Origin of the sequence: Paracoccus sp. AK26, from assembly GCF_011801365.1 — a bacterium.
Lineage (GTDB): Bacteria > Pseudomonadota > Alphaproteobacteria > Rhodobacterales > Rhodobacteraceae > Paracoccus > Paracoccus aerius.
Genome location: NZ_CP041041.1, coordinates 2397451 through 2416448, shown reverse-complemented (window position 1 = coordinate 2416448; position 18998 = coordinate 2397451). Strand labels below are relative to the sequence as shown.

The window sequence follows — 18998 nt, the reverse complement described above, 5'->3', positions numbered from 1 at the left end:
GCCTTCCCGGTTTTCTGGAACATCGGGCGGATGGGGGCGTTCCGGGCCATGCGCCCCAGGCAGGCGCGTCATGTTCCGGGAGGATGAAATGAAGACCACTTTGACTTGGGTGGCGGGCAGCGCATTCCTTGCGATGACCGCCATGTCGGCCCAGGCTGACTGCGCGGCGGAACTTGCCCGACTGACCGGGGGAGAGACTGCCTCGGAAGGAATCTCAAAGGACGGATCGCTGGCGCCGCTGGAAGGATCATCGGATGGGGCGGCCGCTGCGGGTGCGTCGGCCACGGACAGCGCAACGGAAACCGCCGCCGATGCCGGAATGAACAGCGCGGCACCGGCTGCCTCGGGCGAGGCCTCGGCGGATGCCGAAGGCATTGCCAAGGATGGATCGCACGCCCCGCTTGAGGGGGATTCGGGCCAGCAGGCAGGCATTGCCATGTCGGGCGCGGATGCGCAGGCCCAGCAGGAGGGCCAGCCCACGGCGACCGAGCAGGCGACGGCAGCCGCCACCAACGGCGGAAGCACCGAGGCTTCCAGCGATGCCTCGACCCGCGAAGCGCATATCCAGGCGGCACGGGACGCGCTTGCCGCAGGGGATGAGGACACCTGCATGAAGGCCGTCCAGGCCGCCGGGTCAGCCTGACAAGCGGGCTGGCCGGCGGTCCTGCGCCCCGGCCAGCCTTCCCGCATCGCCGGTCGCGCGAATAAGGCTGGAATGCCGCGCCGCTTTCTGATGAGAGGGGCGCCATCACAGCCTTGGCCCGGACGGACGACGCGATGAGCATACATCTTTACCCCAACGACCTTCCCGATGACCTGACGCTTGGCCCAGTGGTGGCCATCGACACCGAGACAATGGGCCTTGATCCCCGGCGCGACCGGCTGTGCCTGGTGCAGCTGTCGTCGGGCGACGGGGACGCGCATCTGGTCCAGATCGAGCGCGGCCAGACCGAGGCGCCGAACCTGTGCCGGATGCTGACCGATCCCAAGGTCCTGAAGCTGTTCCATTTCGGCCGCTTCGACATCGCCGCCCTGGAAAACGCCTTTGGCGTCGTCACGGCGCCGGTCTGGTGCACCAAGATCGCGTCCAAGCTGGTGCGCACCTATACCGACCGGCACGGACTGAAATACTTGCTGAGCGAGTTGGTGGGCGTCGATGTCAGCAAGCAGCAGCAGACGAGCGACTGGGGCGCGCCGGATCTGACGGATGCGCAACTGGAATATGCGGCCTCCGACGTGCTGCACCTGCACAAGCTGAAGGAAGCCTTGGAAGAACGGCTGCGGCGCGAGAACCGGATCGGTCTTGCGCAGGCCTGCTTCGATTTCCTCCCCGCCCGCGCCCATCTGGACCTGCTGGGCTGGGGGGATGAAAACGACATCTTCCGGCATTAGATGGGCAAGGCCGGGGGTTTTCCGCCCCCGGACCCCCGAGGATATTTCCGTGAAGAAGAAGGCGGCGGATTGAGCGATTATCTGGAAACGGCGCGGCGCGTGATCCTGACCGAGGCTCAGGGGCTGGCCGTGCTGGCCGAGGGGCTGAACGGCGATTTCGCCCGCGCGGTCGATCTGATCCTGGGCGCGCGGGGGCGGGTGATCGTGTCGGGCATGGGCAAGTCGGGCCATGTCGGGCGCAAGATCGCGGCCACGCTGGCATCCACCGGCACGCCCGCGCAATTCGTCCATCCGGCCGAGGCGAGCCATGGCGATCTGGGCATGGTCACGCAGGACGATGTGGCCCTTGTCCTGTCCAACAGCGGCGAGACGCCAGAGCTTGCCGACCTGATTGCCCATACCCGGCGCTTCCGGATCCCGCTGATCGGGGTCGCTTCGCGTGCCCAGTCGACCTTGCTGCGGCAGGCGGATGTGGCGCTTGTGCTGCCCCTGGCGCCCGAGGCCTGCGGCAACGGCATCGTGCCCACCACGTCCACCACCATGACGCTGGCCCTGGGCGATGCCCTGGCGGTGGCACTGATGGAGCACCGCGAGTTCACCCCCGAGCATTTCCGCACCTTCCATCCCGGCGGAAAGCTGGGTGCGCGGCTGGCCAAGGTCGGCGACCTGATGCATCGCGACATGCCCTTGGTGCCACAGGATGCGCCGATGTCGGACGCGCTTCTGGTCATCAGCCAGAAGGGCTATGGCGTGACCGGCGTGACGGATGAGGCTGGGCGTCTGGTGGGCATCATCACCGACGGCGACCTGCGCCGCCACATGCAGGGCCTGCTGGATCACCGGGCATCCGAGGTGATGACGCCCGGTCCCCGGGTCATCGCGCCCGATGCCTTGGCCGAAGCCGCCCTTGCGCAGATGCAGGACCGCAAGATCACCTGCCTGTTCGCGGTGGCGGATGGGATGCCGCAGGGCATCCTGCATATCCATGACTGCCTTCGTGCGGGGATCGTCTAGCCGATGAACCGGACCCGCCCATGAACCGCACCCGTGTCGTTCGCTGGTTGCGCGTGCTGCTGCCTTTGGCGGCGCTTGCGATGCTGTCCACGCTGTTCCTGTTCTCGCGCGGGGGGGACAGCGAATCGCAGATCCCCTATGCCGATGTGGATGCCCAGGCGATGGCCCGCGATCCTCGGCTGGTGTCGCCCGAATATGCCGGCGTGACCGATGACGGCGCCCAGTTGACCCTGCGCGCGACCGAGGCAATGCCGGGGCAGGGAGGTGGGCAGGCGCAGGATCTGCGGCTGGATTGGCAGCGCCCCGACGGACTGCGTGCCGACCTGACGGCACCGCAGGCGGGCTTGGCCGATGGCGCGATCCGGCTTGATGGCGGGGTGCGCATGACGACATCCACCGGCTGGACGCTGGATGCGGCCAGCATCGATGCCGCAACCGACCGGTCCCGCATTGCCGCCGATGAAGGCGTCAAGGCCGAGGCGCCCTTCGGCACCCTTTCGGCCCGGCGGATGGAGCTTGCGCCCGCCCCGGGCGAGGATGCTTCGATCTTGAATTTCTCGGGCGATGTCCGTCTGATATACCAGCCCTGACCCATCAAAGGACACGCCGATGCTGCGCCCCCTGCTGACAGCCCTGATCCTTGCCGCCCCGCCTGCTGTCGCGCAGGAGGTGGCCTTTGGCGGGATGCGCGCCGACATCCAGGCCCCGGTCGAGGTCGCGGCCGACAACCTGTCGGTCAACCAGGCCGACGGCAGCGCGGTGTTCACCGGCAATGTCGTGATCGGCCAGGGCGAGATGCGGCTGTCGGCGGACAGCGTGACGGTGATTTATGCCGAGGGCGGGCAAAGCCGCATCCGGTCGCTGGACGCCAAGGGCAATGTGACGCTTGTATCCGGACCCGACGCGGCCGAAGCCGAGGCTGCCACCTATGACGTGGACTCGGGCAATGTCACGCTGACGGGCGATGTGGTGCTGACCCAAGGGCAGAACGTGCTGACGGGCGACAGGATGCTGGTGAACCTCGAATCCGGGACTGCGCAGGTCCAGGGGCGGGTGCGGTCGGTCCTGCAGCCGGGCGGCAACTGATGCGGGGTTCGGCCGCACGGACGGGGGAGGGGTTGCGGGTCCGGGGCTTGCGCAAGTCCTATCGCAACCGCCCGGTGATCCGCGACGTCTCGGTCGATCTTGCACGCGGAGAGGTCGTGGCCCTGTTGGGACCGAACGGATCGGGCAAGACCACCTGCTTTTACTGCATTGCGGGCCTTGTGCCGCCCGACGCGGGGCAGGTGCTGATCGACGGGCAGGATGCCACGCGCCTGCCGATGTTCCGCCGCGCGCGGATGGGCATCGGCTATCTGCCGCAGGAAATGTCGATCTTTCGCGGGCTTTCGGTCGAACAGAACATCATGGCCGTCCTTGAGGTTGTCCACGAGGATCCCCGCCACCGCCGCGACCGGCTGGAGGAGTTGCTGGGCGATTTTTCAATCGAGCACCTGCGTGCCGCGCCCGCGCTGGCCCTGTCCGGAGGCGAGCGCCGCCGGGCCGAGATCGCGCGCTGCCTGGCCTCGGATCCCAGCTTCCTGCTGCTGGACGAACCTTTCGCGGGCGTCGATCCCATCGCGGTGGGCGAGATTCGCGGCTTGGTCCATGATCTCAAGTCGCGGGGCATCGGCGTGCTGATCACCGACCACAACGTGCGCGAGACGCTGGGCATCGTCGACCGGGCCTATATCCTCCATGACGGGACGGTCCTCATGTCCGGATCGACCGAGGACATTGTCGCGGACGCGCGGGTCCGCGAGGTCTATCTGGGCGAGAGTTTCCGCATGGCCTGACAGGCGCCCGCGCGAAATTGTCCGGCCGGGGCCCGCGCCCCGTTGACAGAGGACGCGGCCTGTCACCAGATTGACTCATGCGGGTGCGGCAGGAACCGTATCCCGCCACCCCCGTTTCCGCCCTGTGCCGGCAGACGGGCCGGCGCATACGGTAACGGGCAACCGAGAGGAATGACGATGCGCTATACCATCAGCGGAAAACAGATCGACATCGGCGATGCGCTTTCGACGCATGTGAAGACGGAACTGGGCGGAACGATCGACAAGTATTCGCAGCGCCCCACGGATGCCACGGTGACCTTCTCGAAGGATGCCCACCAGTTCCTGTGCGACGCCGTGGTGCACCTGTCCACCGGGCTGAACGTGACGGCCCGTGGCAGCGCCACCGAGATCTATGCTGCCTTCGAGGCCTGCCGCGAGAAGATGGACAAGCAGCTTCGCCGCTACAAGCGCCGCCTGAAGGACCATCACAAGGACAGGTCCGAGCCGGTTGAATTCGGGCAGGCGGGCATGTATGTGCTGGCCGCCGACGAGGATGAATGGGAATCGCAGGACAGCGGCCTGCAACCGATCATCATCGCCGAGATGGAGACCCGCGTGCCGACCCTGTCGGTTGGAGATGCGGTGATGCAGATGGAGTTGTCGGGCACGCCGCTTCTGGTGTTCCGCAACGAGAAACACGGGGGCGTCAATGTCGTCCACCGCCGTGAAGACGGCAATGTGGGCTGGATTGACCCGCGCGGCAATGGTTGACGCCGCGCAGGACGCCTGACGAAAGAGTTGACGCGCCCCCGGCATCCTGCGCGGGGGCGCTTGAGCCTTGGGAAAGACGCAAGCGATGCAGTTGACCGAAATCCTGAAACCCGGCGCCGTCCGGTCCCTGGGACAATGCACCTCGAAGAAGCGCCTGTTCCAGGAGCTTGCGGAACTGGCCCATGCCGAATACGGGCTGAACGCGACCGAGGTTCTGGATGCGCTGCAGGAACGCGAAAGCCTGGGGCCCACGGGCGTGGGACAGGGCGTCGCGCTGCCCCATGCGCGGCTGCACGGGCTGGACCGGGTGGTTGGCCTGTTCGTCCGCCTGGACAAGCCGCTGGATTTCGACGCCGTGGACCGCCAGCCCGTCGACCTGATCTTCGGCCTGCTGGCGCCCGAGACCAGCGGCGTCGACCACCTCAAGGCGCTTGCGCTTGTGTCCCGAACCCTTCGCGACACCGACCTGCGCGCCAAGCTGCGGGCCAATGACGATCCGGTGGCGCTGCACGCCGTTCTGGCGGCCCAGGGCGTGAAGGCCGCCTGAATCGTTTTGAATTGGACCGATTCGGTCCTATACAGGGGCTTCCATCTTTCCAGGAGGCCGAAGATGACCAAGCCTGTCAGGGACATCCCTCACGAGAAGGACATGATCCGCTTGCGCGAGTTCACCCGGCACGAGCGGGAATCGGGTATCCATCCTGCCGTCGTGGCGCTGTGGTCGCGTCCCCAGACGCGGGGCGAGACAAACCGGAAGGCCGTGGAATATGCGCGCATCGAGCGTGGCCGGTTGAGCTAGCGGAAAAGGACGGTGCCGCCGGGCGCCCGGCAGCCTCCGCGTCCAGCCGGATAAGGCAAAAGGCTGCCCGACAAGGGCAGCCTTTTCGGTTGAAGCAGGGGAACGCGGTTCAGGCCCGCACCAGCCGTTCGTAATCCTCGGCGACCTTGCGGGTTGTCTGGCCCACCTGGAAGTGCCAGTCGCCGATCTGGCCCACCGGGGTGACCTCGGCTGCGGTGCCGGTCAGGAAGCATTCCTGGAAGCCTTCCAGTTCCTCGGGAAGGATGCGGCGTTCGTGGACGGTGGTGCCGTTGTCCTTGAGCATCTGGATGATCGTCTGGCGCGTGATCCCGTTCAGGAAGCGGTCGGCCAGGGGAGTGTGGACCTCTCCGTCCTTGATAAAGAAGATGTTGGCGCCGGTCGCCTCGGCTACATAGCCTTCCCAGTCCATGAACAGCGCGTCCGAACATCCCTTGGCCTCGGCCGCGTGCTTGGACATGGTGCAGATCATGTAAAGGCCCGCGGCCTTGGCGGCGGTCGGGATGGTTTCGGGGGACGGACGCTTCCACTTGGCCACGTCCAGCTTCGCCCCCTGCCATTTGGCGTCGCCGTAATAGCTGCCCCATTCCCAGACGGCGACTGCCATGCGAACCGGATTGCGCGCCGCCGACACGCCCATGTCGGGGCCCGAGCCGCGCCACATCACCGCGCGGACATAGGCGTTGGTCAGCCCGTTGGCCTTCAGCACGGCCTCCTTGGCCGCGTCGATGTCCTCGGCGGAATAGGGGGATTCCATGTCCAGCAGGCGGGCCGATTCGATCAGCCGCAGCGAGTGTTCGTGGCCCTTGAAGATCTTGCCGTCATAGCACCGCTCGCCCTCGAAGACCGAGCTTGCATAATGCAGGGCGTGGGTCAGGATATGTACATTCGCGTCGCGCCAATCGACCAGTTCGCCGTCCATCCAGATCTTGCCGTCGCGATCGTCATATGCGCCCGTCATCATTCTCTCCAAAACCAGTCCGGGATTTTGCGGATCTTGCGCGGGTCCGCCCGGTATCGGCCCTTTTGTTGCGCGAAGCCCTTGACGCCTAGCAATCGAATCTTGGAAAGTCAACAAGACTGCCCTATCAGGGCGGCATTGGGAAAGGACGGACCATGGTCGAGACGCTTCGCGTTCACAGCATGATGGGCGATGATCTGCTGTTCCTGACGGACGAGAAGCTGCGTCGCGGGATCGAGGCGATGTTCTTTGCCTATCGGGCCTTTACGGCCGATCCCGACCTGATCCTGGCCGACATGGACTATGGCCGCGCCCATCACCGGGCGCTGCATTTCATCCATCGCAATCCGGGGCTGACGGTGACGTCGCTGCTGGCCGTGCTGGGGGTGACAAAGCAATCGCTGAACCGCGTGCTGCGCACCCTGATCGAGGACGGGCTGGTCGAAAGCCGCGTCGGCCGCCGCGACCGGCGCGAACGTCATCTGTTCCTGACCGAGGACGGCACGGCGCTGGAACGCCGCCTGTCCGAGGCGCAGCGGGCGCGGATGCGCCAAGCCTATCGCGCCGCCGGGCCGCAGGCGGTGGCGGGCTTCCGGCAGGTGCTGGAAGCGATGATGGACCCCGAGACGCGGGCGCAGTATCAGTCGATGAAGGATCTGCCCGAATAAAGGCCCGCCATGAGCCAGACCGACGCCCATCTGCTGATCGTCGACGACGATGAACGCATCCGTGCGCTGCTGGGACGATTCCTGCGCAAGAACGGCTTCCTGGTGACGCTGGCCCGCGACGCGGCCCAAGCCCGGCGGCTGCTGGCGGGGCTGGACTTCGACATGATCGTGCTGGACGTGATGATGCCCGGCGAGGACGGCTTTGCCCTGACCCGGTCCCTGCGCGAGACGCTGACCACGCCCATCCTGCTGCTGACCGCGCGGGGCGAGACCGAGGACCGGATCACCGGGCTGGAGGTGGGCGCCGACGATTATCTGGCAAAGCCCTTCGAGCCGCGCGAGCTGCTACTGCGCATCAGCGCCATCCTGCGCCGCATCCCCGCGCCCGAGGTTCGCCAGCCCAAGTTCCTGACGCTGGGCGCGCTGCGATACGACATCGACAAGGGCGAATTGTGGCAGGGCGAGAACCACCTGCGCCTGACCGGCACCGAACAGGCGCTGCTGCGCCGCCTTGCCGCCAGCAAGGGCGAACCCGTCAGCCGGGCCGACCTGATCGACGACCTGGGCCGCGGCACCGGCGACGAGGCCGAGAACAGCGAACGCGCCATCGACGTGCAGATCACCCGCCTGCGCCGCAAGATCGAGCCCGACCCCCGAGAGCCGCGCTTTTTGCAGACCGTGCGGGGCACGGGCTATATGCTGGTCGTGGACTGACCCGTGGACCGGCTGACCTATCAGGGGATCGAACTGGACGCCGAGACGGCCTTGGCGCTGCTGGAATGGCAGGCCGAGATGGGCGTGGACGAGGCGATGGGCGACGTGCCCGCGGACCGCTTCCAGGTCCCTGCCGCCCCGCCCCCGCCGCCGCCCATCGCGATGACGCCCCCTGCCGCGCCCGCCTTGACCCTGACGGCGGATGACGACGACCTGCCCGGACGCGTGGCCCAGGCCGAGGCCCTGGCGGCGCAAGCCGATACGCTGAATGCGCTTGCCGCCGCGCAGGAACGCTTTGACGGGATCGAGTTGAAGAAGGGCGCGCGCAATTTCTGCTTTGCCGACGGCAACCCCGCCGCCCGCGTCCTGATCCTGGGCGAGGCTCCGGGCGACGAGGAGGACCGGCAGGGCCGCCCCTTCGTGGGCCGCGCAGGGCAATTGCTGGACCGCATGTTCGATGCCATCGGCCTGTCGCGCCAATCCGTCGATGCGGAACGGGCGCTGTATATCACCAATGTCCTGACCTGGCGCCCGCCCGGCAACCGCGACCCGCAGCCGGATGAGATCGCCGTCAGCCTGCCCTTCGTCCGCCGCCATATCGAACTTGCGGCCCCGGACGTGATCGTGCTGATGGGCAACATCGCCTGCGATGCGGCGATCGGCCGGCGCGGCATCCTGCGCCTGCGCGGCACCTGGACCCAGGCCTTCGGCCGTCCCGCCCTGCCCATGGCGCACCCGGCCTATCTGCTGCGAAACCCGCCCGCCAAGCGCGAAGCCTGGGCCGACCTTCTGTCGCTGGCTGCGCGTCTGGACGGGCAGGCCTAGCCCGCGCAGCCCCGCATCTCGACCGCGCCCTCCTCGGCCATCACCGTGAAGACCAGCCTGTCCTGCGGAAGGTCGAAGGGCTCTGCCTGGGGCGGGACGAAATCGGCCGTCAGGACCGTGCGCCCGGCCTCGGTCGCGATCTCGGTGGTCGAGATCCAGACTTCGGTATCGGCCAGTTCCATCGCCGCCAGTGCCGCCGTGCGGGGCAGGGTGGCGGTGACCCGGATCCCGTCGCTGATCGGCTCCAGCCTGCAGGCCGGGCGGTCGGGGGCGGGACGCGGCACCTGATCCATCGCAGCCAAGATCGCGGGGTCCGGCCCTTGCCCAACCGGCCCTGCCGTCAGCGCGACATGGGCCGGCACGCAGACGTCCTTGCATAGGCCGAAATCCACGCGGACCGCCAGATCGACCGGGCGAGCGGGATCGGCGGGTTGCGCGGTGAAGGGAAGAACCAGACGGCCGTGATAGCCAAGCGCCATGCCATCGCCAGACGGGATGGCCTCGGGTGCGGGCCAGTGCAGCGTGAGCCCCGCAAGATTGCCCGAGCCTGTCCAGTCGAAGTCTGGCGGCAGGCCGCTGTCGCCCGGATTGCGCCAATAGGTCTTCCAGCCCGGCTCAAGCTGGAACTCGATGGCGCCCATGCGGCTTCCGTCCGACTGGGTCCAGCCAGGCAGGATGCGCGCATCGGCCAGGCCCGGGGTCGGGGTCTCGGCGGCCAAGGGCGCCGCGGCCAGGCAAAGGCAGGCGAAGGGCAGGACGGATCGGATCATGATCCAGCGATAGCGGCTGGCGCGGGCCGGATGAAGTCACAATTCCGCGCAGGACTTGCATCCCTGGCGGCCAGGGCCGATCTTGAAGGGGAAGGAGAACAGATGAGCAGTTCCGACATCCATGGCAGCCAATCCGGCGGCATTCCGTTCGCCCATGCGGGGGAAACCAACCTGACCGGGAAGATCCTGATCGCGATGCCGGGCATGGCCGATCCTCGGTTCGAACGCTCGGTCGTGCTGATCTGCGCCCATACCGATGAAGGCGCGATGGGCCTGGTCCTGAACCGCCCCCTGCCCGAAATCGACTTCGGCGACCTGCTGGAACAGCTTGGCATCGACAGCGACGGTTCGGCCCGCCCTATCGAGGTGCGCTTCGGCGGCCCGGTCGAGCCGGGGCGGGGCTTTGTCCTGCACAATGTCCCCGAACATGGCAACGACCCGGAAGGCCGGCTGCGGATCGGGCGCACGCTGGCGATGACGACCACCCGCGACATTCTCGAGGAACTGGCAAACGGGCATGGACCCGCCTCGGCGGTTCTGGCGCTGGGCTATGCCGGATGGGGGCCGGGCCAATTGGAAGACGAGATGCTGCAGAACGGCTGGCTGACCGGCGACGGCGCCGAGGAACTGATCTTCAGCACCGCCCATTCCGACAAGTGGCAGACTGCGCTGCGCGCCCAGGGCATCGACCCGTCGCTGCTGTCGGCAGCGGCGGGCCACGCCTGATGCCCTGACCTACTGGACCGTGCGGGGCGCTTTCGGCAGCACCCAGTTCGGGCGCGGGAAGTGGCAGGTATAGCCGTTGGGAAAGCGTTCCAGGTAATCCTGATGCTCGGGCTCGGCTTCCCAGAACTCGCCCACCGGCTCGACTTCGGTGACGACCTTGCCCGGCCACAGGCCCGAGGCGTTGACATCCTCGATCGTCTCCTCGGCCACGCGCTTCTGCTCTTCGTCCACGTAATAGATGGCCGAACGATAGCTGGGGCCGATGTCGTTGCCCTGCCGGTTCGGCGTGGTGGGATCGTGGATCTGGAAGAACACCTCCAGCAGGCGGCGATAGGTGATGATGCCGGGATCGAACATGATCTCGATCCCTTCGGCATGGTTGCCGTGGTTGCGATAGGTGGCATTCGGGAAATCATCGCCCGTATAGCCCACCCGCGTCGTGACGACGCCGGGCAGGCGGCGGATCAGATCCTGCATCCCCCAGAAGCAGCCGCCTGCAAGAACCGCCCGTTCGCTCATCGTGCCGCCTCCTCGACCTGGGACAGGTAGGCGCCGTATCCCTCGGCTTCCATCCGGTCGCGGGGCACGAAGCGCAGCGCGGCCGAGTTGATGCAATAGCGCAGCCCGCCCGCCTCGCGCGGGCCGTCGGGGAAGACATGGCCCAGATGGCTGTCGCCATGCTTGGACCGGACCTCGACCCGGACCATGCCATGCGACAGGTCGCGGTGTTCGGTCACGTTGCCTTCGATGGGCTTTGTGAAGGCGGGCCAGCCGCAGCCGGAATTGTATTTCGTGGACGATGCGAACAGCGGCTCGCCCGAAACCACGTCCACATAGATGCCGGGTTCGAAATGATGGTCGTATTCGCCCGTAAAGGCGCGCTCGGTGCCGTTTTCCTGCGTGACGCGGTACTGCTCGGGCGTCAGCCGCGCCAGGGCGTCGGCAGTCTTCTCATAGGCCATGCTTGTCCTCCGCTGGTCCTTCGTAGCCCTCATATGGGAACGAAGGCCCGGTCCGCAAAGGTTCAGCCGCAGATCGCGGCCTTGGCCGCCGCGTATTCGCGGGCCAGACGGTCGATGCGGGTGGCGGCGGGCACGATGTCGCGCACCGCGCCGATGCCCTGGCCCGACCCCCAGATCTGGCTCCAAGCCTTGGCCTTGGCCGCATTGCTGCCAAAGTTCATCGCCGAGGGATCGGCCCCTTCCAGATTGTCGGGATCCATCCCCGCCGCGCGGATCGACGGGGCGAGGTAGTTCCCCGACACGCCCGTGAACAGCGACGAGGTGACGATGTCCATCGCCCCGCTTTCCACGATCATCCGCTTGTAGTCGGGCTGGGCGTTCGCCTCCGTCGTGGCGATGAAGGGGCTGCCGATATAGGCCAGATCGGCCCCCATGGCCTGCGCGGCCAGCACGGCCCGCCCGGTGGCGATGGCACCCGACAGCAGCAGCGGGCCGTCGAACCATTCGCGAATTTCCTGGATCAGCGCAAAGGGTGACAGCGGACCCGCATGGCCGCCCGCGCCGGCTGCGACCGCGATCAGCCCGTCGGCGCCCTTCTCGACGGCTTTGCGCGCGAAGACGTTGTTGATCACGTCATGCAGCGCGATGCCGCCGCAGTCATGGGCGGCCTGGTTCACCTCGACCCGCGCGCCCAGGCTGGTGATCCAGATCGGCACGCGGTGGCGGTGGCAGATCTCGATGTCGCGTTCCAGCCGGGCATTGCTGCGATGGACGATCTGGTTCACCGCGAATGGCGCGGCGGGATGGTCGGGATTGGCCTGGTTGTGGCGGTCCAGTTCCTCGGCGATCCGGGTCAGCCAGGCGTCCAGCAGCGGCGGCTCTCCGTCCTGCTCGCGCGCGTTCAGGGCGGGGAAGCTGCCGACGATGCCCGCCTTGCACTGGGCGATCACCAGTTCCGGTCCCGAGACGATGAACATGGGCGAGGCGACAACGGGAATGCGCAAGGCGGATAGGATGGGGGGCAGCATGGTTCCTCCGGAATTTCGGGCAGGATGTCCTGCGGGTCGGGATCGGGCAACACTGACGCGACGGAAAAACTCACGCGGTGGTGAACCGATCGCGATCCCAAGGGTTGGTATCGGACCCGTTGCAAAGGAGAATGCGCGCCGATGCAGCCGCTTGCCCGGAATGCCCCCGTCCTGACAGCCGGATCCGCCCTGTTCCTGGACTTCGACGGATGCCTGGTGGACATCGCCCCCAGGCCCGATGCCGTCGTGATCCCGCCCGGCCTGCCCGGCAGGCTTGCGCGCCTGCATGACAGGCTTGGCGGGGCGGTCGCGCTGATCTCGGGCCGCGACGTCGCCGACCTGCGGGCCTTCCTGCCTGATTTTCCGGGCGCAGTCGCGGGCAGCCACGGTGCCGAACTGTCCCTCGACAGCCAGCGGATCCAGAAGACGCATGGCATCGATCTGGATGTTGCAGAACTGCACGGATCTGCGGCCCGCGCGGTGGCTGCGCATCCCGCCATTCTGGTCGAGCGCAAGCCGCATGGTGTCGCGCTGCATTATCGGGCCGATCCCTCTCTCCGCCAGATGGTCGAGGATGTGATGCAGCAGCTTGCCGACACGCATCCGGGCATGGTGTTGCAGCCGGCCAAGATGGCGGTCGAACTGCGGCCCGCAGGCACGGGCAAGGACGGTGCGCTTGACCGGCTGATGGCCATGGCGCCCTTTTCGGGACGCGTTCCCGTCTATGCCGGCGACGACCTGACGGACGAGGCGGCAATGGCCCGCGCCCAGGCCTTGGGCGGGCAGGGCATCAAGATCGGTGAAGGCGACACTGTCGCACAGATGCGGCTGGCAGATCCCGCGGCCCTTGCCCGCTGGCTGGACGACGCCTTGGAAAGGTTGGGCTGATGTCGCGCCTTGTTGCCATATCGAACCGCATTCCCCTGGGCGACAGCCCATCCGGCGGACTGGTCGTCGCGCTTGAAGATGCCCTGCGCAGCTCGGGCGGGTTGTGGATCGGCTTTTCCGGCGACACCGTCGAGGATCCTTCGGACGACCTGACATACCACGAGGGCGCGGCTTTCGGGCGGGCGTCCTTCGACCTGACCCCGCAGGATCACGACGATTATTACCTGGGCTATTCCAATTCGGTCCTGTGGCCTGTCTGCCACGGTCGCGCCGACCTGATGCGGATCCTGCCGGAATATCTGGAAGGATACCGCCGGGTGAACGAACGCATCGCCCGGCTGGTCGTCCCGCATCTGCGCCCCGACGACCGGATCTGGGTCCAGGACTACCAACTCTTCCCCCTGGCGCAGGAATTGCGCAAGTTGGGGGTCAAGGGGCTGATCGGGCATTTCCTGCATATCCCCTTTCCTGGCCCCACCGACTGCGCCACCCTGCCCAACCCGGACGAGTTGTTCGAATGGCTGTCCCATTATGACCTGGTGGGATTCCAGGCGCAGCGCGACCTTGACCATTTCGCCACAAGCGCCCGCACGCTGACCGACATGGAACAGCTTTCCGATACCGAGTTCCGCATCGCGGGCCGCAGCATTCGGGCCGGTGTCTTTCCCATAGGGATCGATGCCCAGGCCTTCATTGCCCTGGCCCGGGGCGCGCGCCAGGAAGACCGGATGCGGACCTTGACCGGGTCGCAGTCGATGATCGGCGTGGACCGGCTTGATTATTCCAAGGGCATCCCGCAGCGGTTCCGGGCGTTCCAGTATCTTCTGGAAAACGACCCGTCGCTGACGGAAAAGGTGATGCTGCTGCAGATCGCCCCGCCCACACGCGAATCCGTCGATGCCTACCAGCAGATCCGCGAGGAAACCGAGCATCTGGCAGGCCGCGTCAACGGCCAGTTCGCGACCGTCAACTGGACGCCCATCCGCTTCATCCACCGCCCGATCCCCCGCGACGAACTGGCAGGGCTCTACCGGCAGTCGAGGGTCGGCCTCGTGACACCCCTGGCGGATGGGATGAACCTTGTGGCCAAGGAATATGTCGCGGCCCAGGATCCCGCCGATCCGGGCGTGCTGATCCTGTCCCGCTTCGCCGGCGCGGCCGAACAGATGCCCGAGGCGCTGATCATCAACCCCCACGACCCTGGGGAACTGGCCCAGGCCATGCAGCAGGCCATCGCCATGCCGCTGGAAGAACGGCAGGAACGCCATGCGGCCCTTCTGCGCGGCGTTGTCGAACAGGATGTCGGCTGGTGGTCCGCCGCCTATCTTGACGCCTTGGACCGGGCAGGACGCTGACCGTTCATCTTGGGGCAAATATCCCACAGGGGGCGCGGGGGACGTGAAGTCCCCCGCCTTCCGACCTCAGCGTGCCGCCAGAAGTTCCGGCACGGACAGCAGGATGAACTCGTTATCCGCAGCCTTGCCGATCTCCCGCCCGCCCGAGAAGGGCAGGTTGTTGTCATTGGCAACCAGGATATGGGTGTCATCGACGCGGGCCACGTTCTCGATGGTGAAGAAGGGGAAGGTGAACCGGCCATCGGTCGCCATCCCTTCGGGTGCCTTTCCATCGGGATCGGCGATGTCCAGCAGGTCGACATGGCCGATGCGGCGGATGAAGCCTTCGTCGTCGCGGTTTGCGGTGTCGACCAGCACCACGTTCTTGACGCGGGCGGGCTGCGGATAGCAGGCGCCTTGGTCGGCGGCCCCCTCGGCGCAGGCAAGCGCGGCATTGCCTTCGCCATTGTCCCGCTCGATCACCAGGGCGCGGGTTTCGTCGATGAAGTTGAAGTCGCCGATCGCCGTCGCCCCGTCCGACAGTCGGAACCGGAAGCTGTCGCCCGTCCAGTCGCCCGCGGCGGTATCAAAGGTCATCACCCGCAGGAAGCGGCCTTCCGGCTGGCCGTCAGCGCCCAGCAGCGGCTTTTCAAGCATCGCCCACAGAAGGCCCGTGCCGGGCTGCAGGGCCATTCCCTCGTATCCGCCTGACCGCTGCGCCTGGAAATCCACGCCCGGCTGCGCGGGAACCACGGTGCCCGGCGTGTCGGGCCCCGCCAGCGGCGTGCCGTCCAGCATGGTTTGATGCACCGACAGCACCCGCCCGTCCCGGGCCACGCGCAGGACAAAAGGACCGAACTCGTCGCCGATCCAGATCTCGTCACCCTGGGCCTGGATGCTTTCAGGGTCGAAATCCGCACCGGTCAGATAGCGGCTGTCGGTTGCCTCGTTGGCGATGCGGAATGGCACCTTGCGGTCGGGATCGCGCAGGAACACGGTTTCCAGCCGCGCCACGCGGCCGGTACCGAAGTCGGGCTGCATCCGGTGAAAGAACAGCATCGCATCAGGGCTGTTGGCCTTGCTGCCGAAGCCGTTGTCGGTCAGCGCGAACCATGACCCGTCCTGGTCCCGGTTCATCGCCAGGCCCGACATGCCCTGGACCGGCTGGCCGATGAAGGGCAGCGAGATGCCGGTCTTGTGGCCGCCATAGGCAGGACCGACATCGCCCTCGACCGACATCGGCACCTCGTTGCGGGCCTTGCCGGTAAACTTGCCCGACACCCACAGATCGCGCGGCGCATCGGCGGGGGGCACGACCATGCTGAAGGCGGGAAGGCTGGCATGGCCCGCAAGCGTCGCGGGAAAACGTTCCTGGGCCAGGGCAGGGGCGGCGGCGGTGCAGGCAAGCAGGGCAAGGGTCAGGCGCATGGTCCGGTGGTCCTTCGTCATTCTACGAAGCCGGACCACTAGGCAGGAAAGATGTCAGCCATGCAGCGGGGATATGGCAGAACGGTGAAGCTGCCTCAGGATTTGCCCTGCCCGCCGGCCGACTGAGCGCGAACCTTGGCGATGCGCGCGGCCATGGCCTGGGACTTGCGCCGGTGATAGCGGCGCACAAGCGGGATCGTCAGGTGATAGGTCGCCACCGCAGCGATCCCGCCCAGGACCGCGCCCCCGGCTGCATAGGGAAGGAAGATCTCGTGCCAGAACTCGGAAAGGCCGCTCCAACTGGTCGGGCCGGGGCCGACGGCCGACATGATGTTGTGCCAGGTTTCCGCCGTGGCATGGGCGAATTCGCGAAAGATCACCTGGGGCGACATGTCGCCCGGCATTCCCAGGATCGTCCGCCCCAGGCCCACCGCGCCAAGCGCGATGAAGGGCGTGGTCAGCGGATTGCCCGCGAAGGTGCCCACGAAGGCCGCCAGGACATTGCCCCGGATCGCCAGCGAAACAAGCGCCGCGACGATGAAGTGAAAGCCGTGGAGGGGCGTGAAGGACAGGAAGACGCCGGCCGCCATGCCGCGGGCAATGCGGTGGGGCTGGTCGGGCAGGCGGCGCAGGCGATACCACAGATAGGTCGTGGACCGGCGGAATCCGCCCGGCGGATAAAGAAACTCGCTTGCCAGTTGTCCGTATGTGCGCGGCTTGCTGCGCTTGAACACGGTCCTGATCCCCCTTGCCCAGGCGATGCCCGTTCAGGGCTTCTTTGCGATGTCGCGGATGCGAGCAACCTGCGCGACGTCGCTTTCCGCCTCGAGCGCCGTCAGCAGGTTGTGCAGGTGTTCCTGGTCCCGCAGCTCGATTTCGACCTCGATGCGGTAGAAGTCGGGCTTGCGGTCCATGAATTCAAGGTTCGAGATGTTGGCCCCCTGCGCCCCGATCAGGCTGCAGATGCGGCCCAGCACGCCCGCGTCGTGGCGGATCGTCAGCGAGAGCATCGTCGAATAGGCCGCCGGATGCCGGCCCGAACGCCACTGGACATCCACCCAGCGGTCGGGGCTGTCCTCGTATTCCGCAAGCACCGGGCAGTCGATGGCATGGATCACCACGCCCTTGCCGCGATAGGTGATGCCGACGATCCTTTCGCCGGGCAGCGGGCGGCAGCAGGGCGCGCGCTTGAAGTCGGCATCGGCCTCGACCCCCGCGAAGGGGCGGGTGCCGTCGATCTCGTCCTGGTGGGCGGCCAGGTCGGGGTAAAGGACCTGCAGCACCTCCTTGGCCGAGTTTTCCGCGCTTCCGATCCGGGCCAGCAACTCGTCTCCATCGGCCAGGCCCATCTGCTTGGCGGCGGTGCGCAGCGCCTTGTCGGTCACCTTGCGGCCGACATGTTCGAAGCTGACGCGGACCAGTTCGCGACCCAGGCGGATGAAGCGGTCGCGGTCTTCCTCGCGCAGGGACCGGCGGATCGCGGACTTGGCGCGGCCGGTGGCGACGATGTCCAGCCAGGTCGATTGCGGGCGCTGTCCCGACGCGGCGATGATGTCGACCGACTGGCCGTTCTTCAGCCGCGTCCACAAGGGCACGCGGATCCCGTCCACCTTGGCGCCCACGCAGGAATTGCCCAGGCGGGTGTGGATCGCGTAGGCGAAGTCGATGGGCGTCGCCCCCTTGGGCAACTGGATCACGTCGCCGCGCGGCGTGAAGCAGAACACCTGGTCCTGGTACATCTCCAGCTTGACGGCTTCCAGGAACTCGTTGTGGTCCTCGCCCTCGAGCCGGTCGGTCAGGCTGTCGATCCATTCGGCGGGATCGACGGCGAAGGGGTTCTTGGTGCGGACGCCGTCGCGATAGGCCCAATGGGCGGCGACGCCTGCCTCGGCCACCTCGTGCATCTGCCGGGTGCGGATCTGCACCTCGACCCGCTTGCCGTCGCGGCCCGAGACGGTCGTGTGGATCGACCGATAGCCGTTGGACTTGGGCTGGCTGATATAGTCCTTGAACCGGCCGGGAACGGCGCGCCAGCGTTGGTGGATCACCCCAAGCGCACGATAGCAGTCCATGTCCGTCCGCGTGATGATGCGAAAACCGTAGATATCGGACAGCCGCGAGAACGCCAACTGCTTTTCCTGCATCTTGCGCCAGACCGAAAAGGGCTTCTTGGCGCGGCCGAAGACATCGGCCTCGATCCCCTGGCGCTCCAGCTCCATCCGGATATCGGCCGTGATCTGGCCGATGATGTCGCCGCTGTCCTTCTGCAGGCTGACGAAGCGGCGGATGATGGAATTGCGCGCTTCGGGGTTGATGACCTTGAAGGCGAGGTCTTCCAGTTCCTCGCGCATCCACTGCATCCCCATGCGACCGGCCAGGGGCGCATAGATATCCATCGTCTCGCGGGCCTTCTTGACCTGCTTTTCGGGGCGCATGGACCGGATGGTGCGCATGTTGTGCAGCCGGTCGGCCAGCTTGACCAGGATCACGCGCAGGTCGCGCGACATGGCCATGAACAGCTTGCGGAAGTTCTCGGCCTGCTTGGACTGCGCCGAGGACAGTTCCAGGTTGGTCAGCTTGGTGACGCCATCGACCAGGTCGGCGATCTCGGCCCCGAATGCCGTGGTCAGGTCCTGCTTGGTGGACCGGGTATCCTCGACCGTGTCATGCAGAAGCGCGGTGACGATGGTCGCGTCGTCCAGCCGCATTTCCGTCAGGATGGCAGCGACGGCGATGGGATGGGTAAAGTAAGGCTCGCCCGAATGGCGGAACTGGCCTTCGTGCATCCGCATCCCGTATTCATAGGCGTCGCGGATCAGGCCGGCATTGCTGCGCGGGTTGTAGTTGCGGACAAGCGCGATAAGGTCTTCGACGTCGATCATT

Annotated in this window: 23 protein-coding genes; 15 read left to right on the top strand and 8 right to left on the bottom strand. The window is 66.7% G+C overall.

The window, feature by feature from the left end; translation table 11 throughout:
• Nucleotides 1-88 precede the first annotated feature (88 nt).
• From FIU66_RS18170 to FIU66_RS11980, 9 genes are all read left to right on the top strand, one after another.
• Nucleotides 89-643, top strand: coding sequence for a hypothetical protein (locus tag FIU66_RS18170; protein ID WP_167622988.1), 555 nt, complete (start codon nucleotides 89-91; stop codon nucleotides 641-643).
• Nucleotides 644-777: 134 nt separating this feature from the next.
• The gene (locus FIU66_RS12015) at nucleotides 778-1392 is read left to right on the top strand and encodes a ribonuclease D (protein WP_167622987.1); all 615 of its coding nucleotides are present in this window, start codon (nucleotides 778-780) and stop codon (nucleotides 1390-1392) included.
• A gap of 69 nt (nucleotides 1393-1461) precedes the next feature.
• The gene (locus tag FIU66_RS12010) at nucleotides 1462-2406 is read left to right on the top strand and encodes an SIS domain-containing protein (RefSeq protein ID WP_240544684.1); all 945 of its coding nucleotides are present in this window, start codon (nucleotides 1462-1464) and stop codon (nucleotides 2404-2406) included.
• A 20-nt stretch (nucleotides 2407-2426) separates the two neighbouring features.
• Nucleotides 2427-2996 carry a hypothetical protein gene (locus FIU66_RS12005; RefSeq protein WP_167622985.1) on the top strand — a complete coding sequence of 190 codons (570 nt, stop codon included), beginning with the start codon at nucleotides 2427-2429 and terminating at the stop codon, nucleotides 2994-2996.
• 19 nt (nucleotides 2997-3015) lie between these two features.
• Nucleotides 3016-3492 (top strand): lipopolysaccharide transport periplasmic protein LptA, encoded by a 477-nt coding sequence (lptA, locus tag FIU66_RS12000; protein ID WP_167622984.1) that lies wholly within the window; start codon nucleotides 3016-3018, stop codon nucleotides 3490-3492.
• On the top strand, nucleotides 3492-4241 hold the full coding sequence (lptB, locus tag FIU66_RS11995; protein ID WP_167622983.1) for an LPS export ABC transporter ATP-binding protein: 750 nt from the start codon (nucleotides 3492-3494) through the stop codon (nucleotides 4239-4241). Before lptA ends, lptB begins: the two co-directional genes overlap by 1 nt.
• 177 nt (nucleotides 4242-4418) lie before the next feature.
• Entirely contained in the window at nucleotides 4419-4994 is a 576-nt protein-coding gene (hpf, locus tag FIU66_RS11990; RefSeq protein ID WP_167622982.1) for a ribosome hibernation-promoting factor, HPF/YfiA family, read from the top strand.
• Nucleotides 4995-5079: 85 nt separating this feature from the next.
• A complete protein-coding gene (locus tag FIU66_RS11985; RefSeq protein ID WP_167622981.1) occupies nucleotides 5080-5541 on the top strand; it encodes a PTS sugar transporter subunit IIA in 462 nt (153 codons plus the stop codon).
• Between the two features lie 63 nt (nucleotides 5542-5604).
• The gene (locus FIU66_RS11980; protein ID WP_167622980.1) at nucleotides 5605-5793 is read left to right on the top strand and encodes a hypothetical protein; all 189 of its coding nucleotides are present in this window, start codon (nucleotides 5605-5607) and stop codon (nucleotides 5791-5793) included.
• Nucleotides 5794-5902: 109 nt separating this feature from the next.
• On the opposite strand, the gene FIU66_RS11975 is transcribed toward FIU66_RS11980, so the two are convergent.
• A complete protein-coding gene (locus FIU66_RS11975; RefSeq protein WP_167623499.1) occupies nucleotides 5903-6772 on the bottom strand; it encodes a branched-chain amino acid aminotransferase in 870 nt (289 codons plus the stop codon).
• 155 nt (nucleotides 6773-6927) lie between these two features.
• On the opposite strand from FIU66_RS11975, the gene FIU66_RS11970 reads away from it, so the two are divergent.
• The 3 genes from FIU66_RS11970 (at nucleotide 6928) to FIU66_RS11960 (ending at nucleotide 8979) form a co-directional block, all read left to right on the top strand.
• Nucleotides 6928-7440, top strand: coding sequence for a MarR family winged helix-turn-helix transcriptional regulator (locus FIU66_RS11970; protein WP_229849274.1), 513 nt, complete (start codon nucleotides 6928-6930; stop codon nucleotides 7438-7440).
• 9 nt (nucleotides 7441-7449) lie between these two features.
• Nucleotides 7450-8154, top strand: a complete 705-nt coding sequence (locus FIU66_RS11965) for a response regulator (RefSeq protein ID WP_167622979.1) — start codon at nucleotides 7450-7452, stop codon at nucleotides 8152-8154.
• Nucleotides 8155-8232: 78 nt separating this feature from the next.
• A complete protein-coding gene (locus FIU66_RS11960; RefSeq protein WP_167623497.1) occupies nucleotides 8233-8979 on the top strand; it encodes a uracil-DNA glycosylase family protein in 747 nt (248 codons plus the stop codon).
• Here the strand turns inward: FIU66_RS11960 and FIU66_RS11955 are convergent.
• Entirely contained in the window at nucleotides 8976-9749 is a 774-nt protein-coding gene (locus FIU66_RS11955) for a protein-disulfide reductase DsbD domain-containing protein (protein WP_167622978.1), read from the bottom strand. The two genes, FIU66_RS11960 and FIU66_RS11955, sit on opposite strands and share 4 nt — an antisense overlap.
• Nucleotides 9750-9944: 195 nt before the next feature.
• On the opposite strand from FIU66_RS11955, the gene FIU66_RS11950 reads away from it, so the two are divergent.
• Nucleotides 9945-10475: a YqgE/AlgH family protein gene (locus FIU66_RS11950; RefSeq protein WP_229849289.1), complete on the top strand. Its 531-nt coding sequence runs from the start codon at nucleotides 9945-9947 to the stop codon at nucleotides 10473-10475.
• Between the two features lie 9 nt (nucleotides 10476-10484).
• Here the strand turns inward: FIU66_RS11950 and msrA are convergent, their stop codons facing one another.
• The 3 genes from msrA to FIU66_RS11935 all read right to left on the bottom strand — a co-directional run bounded on the left by msrA (nucleotide 10485) and on the right by FIU66_RS11935 (nucleotide 12465).
• The gene (gene msrA, locus FIU66_RS11945; RefSeq protein WP_167622976.1) at nucleotides 10485-10994 is read right to left on the bottom strand and encodes a peptide-methionine (S)-S-oxide reductase MsrA; all 510 of its coding nucleotides are present in this window, start codon (nucleotides 10992-10994) and stop codon (nucleotides 10485-10487) included.
• Nucleotides 10991-11437, bottom strand: a complete 447-nt coding sequence (gene msrB / locus FIU66_RS11940) for a peptide-methionine (R)-S-oxide reductase MsrB (RefSeq protein WP_167622975.1) — start codon at nucleotides 11435-11437, stop codon at nucleotides 10991-10993. Before msrB ends, msrA begins: the two co-directional genes overlap by 4 nt.
• A 62-nt stretch (nucleotides 11438-11499) precedes the next feature.
• Nucleotides 11500-12465 carry a nitronate monooxygenase family protein gene (locus FIU66_RS11935; RefSeq protein WP_167622974.1) on the bottom strand — a complete coding sequence of 322 codons (966 nt, stop codon included), beginning with the start codon at nucleotides 12463-12465 and terminating at the stop codon, nucleotides 11500-11502.
• A 141-nt stretch (nucleotides 12466-12606) separates the two neighbouring features.
• On the opposite strand from FIU66_RS11935, the gene otsB reads away from it, so the two are divergent.
• Together otsB and FIU66_RS11925 are read left to right on the top strand one after the other, a co-directional pair.
• A complete protein-coding gene (gene otsB, locus FIU66_RS11930; protein ID WP_167622973.1) occupies nucleotides 12607-13353 on the top strand; it encodes a trehalose-phosphatase in 747 nt (248 codons plus the stop codon).
• Complete coding sequence (locus FIU66_RS11925; RefSeq protein ID WP_167622972.1) at nucleotides 13353-14708, top strand: trehalose-6-phosphate synthase; 1356 nt, start codon at nucleotides 13353-13355, stop codon at nucleotides 14706-14708. Before otsB ends, FIU66_RS11925 begins: the two co-directional genes overlap by 1 nt.
• Before the next feature lie 66 nt (nucleotides 14709-14774).
• On the opposite strand, the gene FIU66_RS11920 is transcribed toward FIU66_RS11925, so the two are convergent.
• The 3 genes from FIU66_RS11920 to FIU66_RS11910 form a co-directional block, all read right to left on the bottom strand.
• Complete coding sequence (locus tag FIU66_RS11920) at nucleotides 14775-16115, bottom strand: esterase-like activity of phytase family protein (RefSeq protein WP_167622971.1); 1341 nt, start codon at nucleotides 16113-16115, stop codon at nucleotides 14775-14777.
• A gap of 95 nt (nucleotides 16116-16210) precedes the next feature.
• Nucleotides 16211-16849, bottom strand: coding sequence for a DUF2062 domain-containing protein (locus FIU66_RS11915; RefSeq protein WP_167622970.1), 639 nt, complete (start codon nucleotides 16847-16849; stop codon nucleotides 16211-16213).
• Between the two features lie 33 nt (nucleotides 16850-16882).
• Nucleotides 16883-18997, bottom strand: coding sequence for a bifunctional (p)ppGpp synthetase/guanosine-3',5'-bis(diphosphate) 3'-pyrophosphohydrolase (locus FIU66_RS11910; protein ID WP_167622969.1), 2115 nt, complete (start codon nucleotides 18995-18997; stop codon nucleotides 16883-16885).
• Nucleotide 18998: the final 1 nt, after the last annotated feature.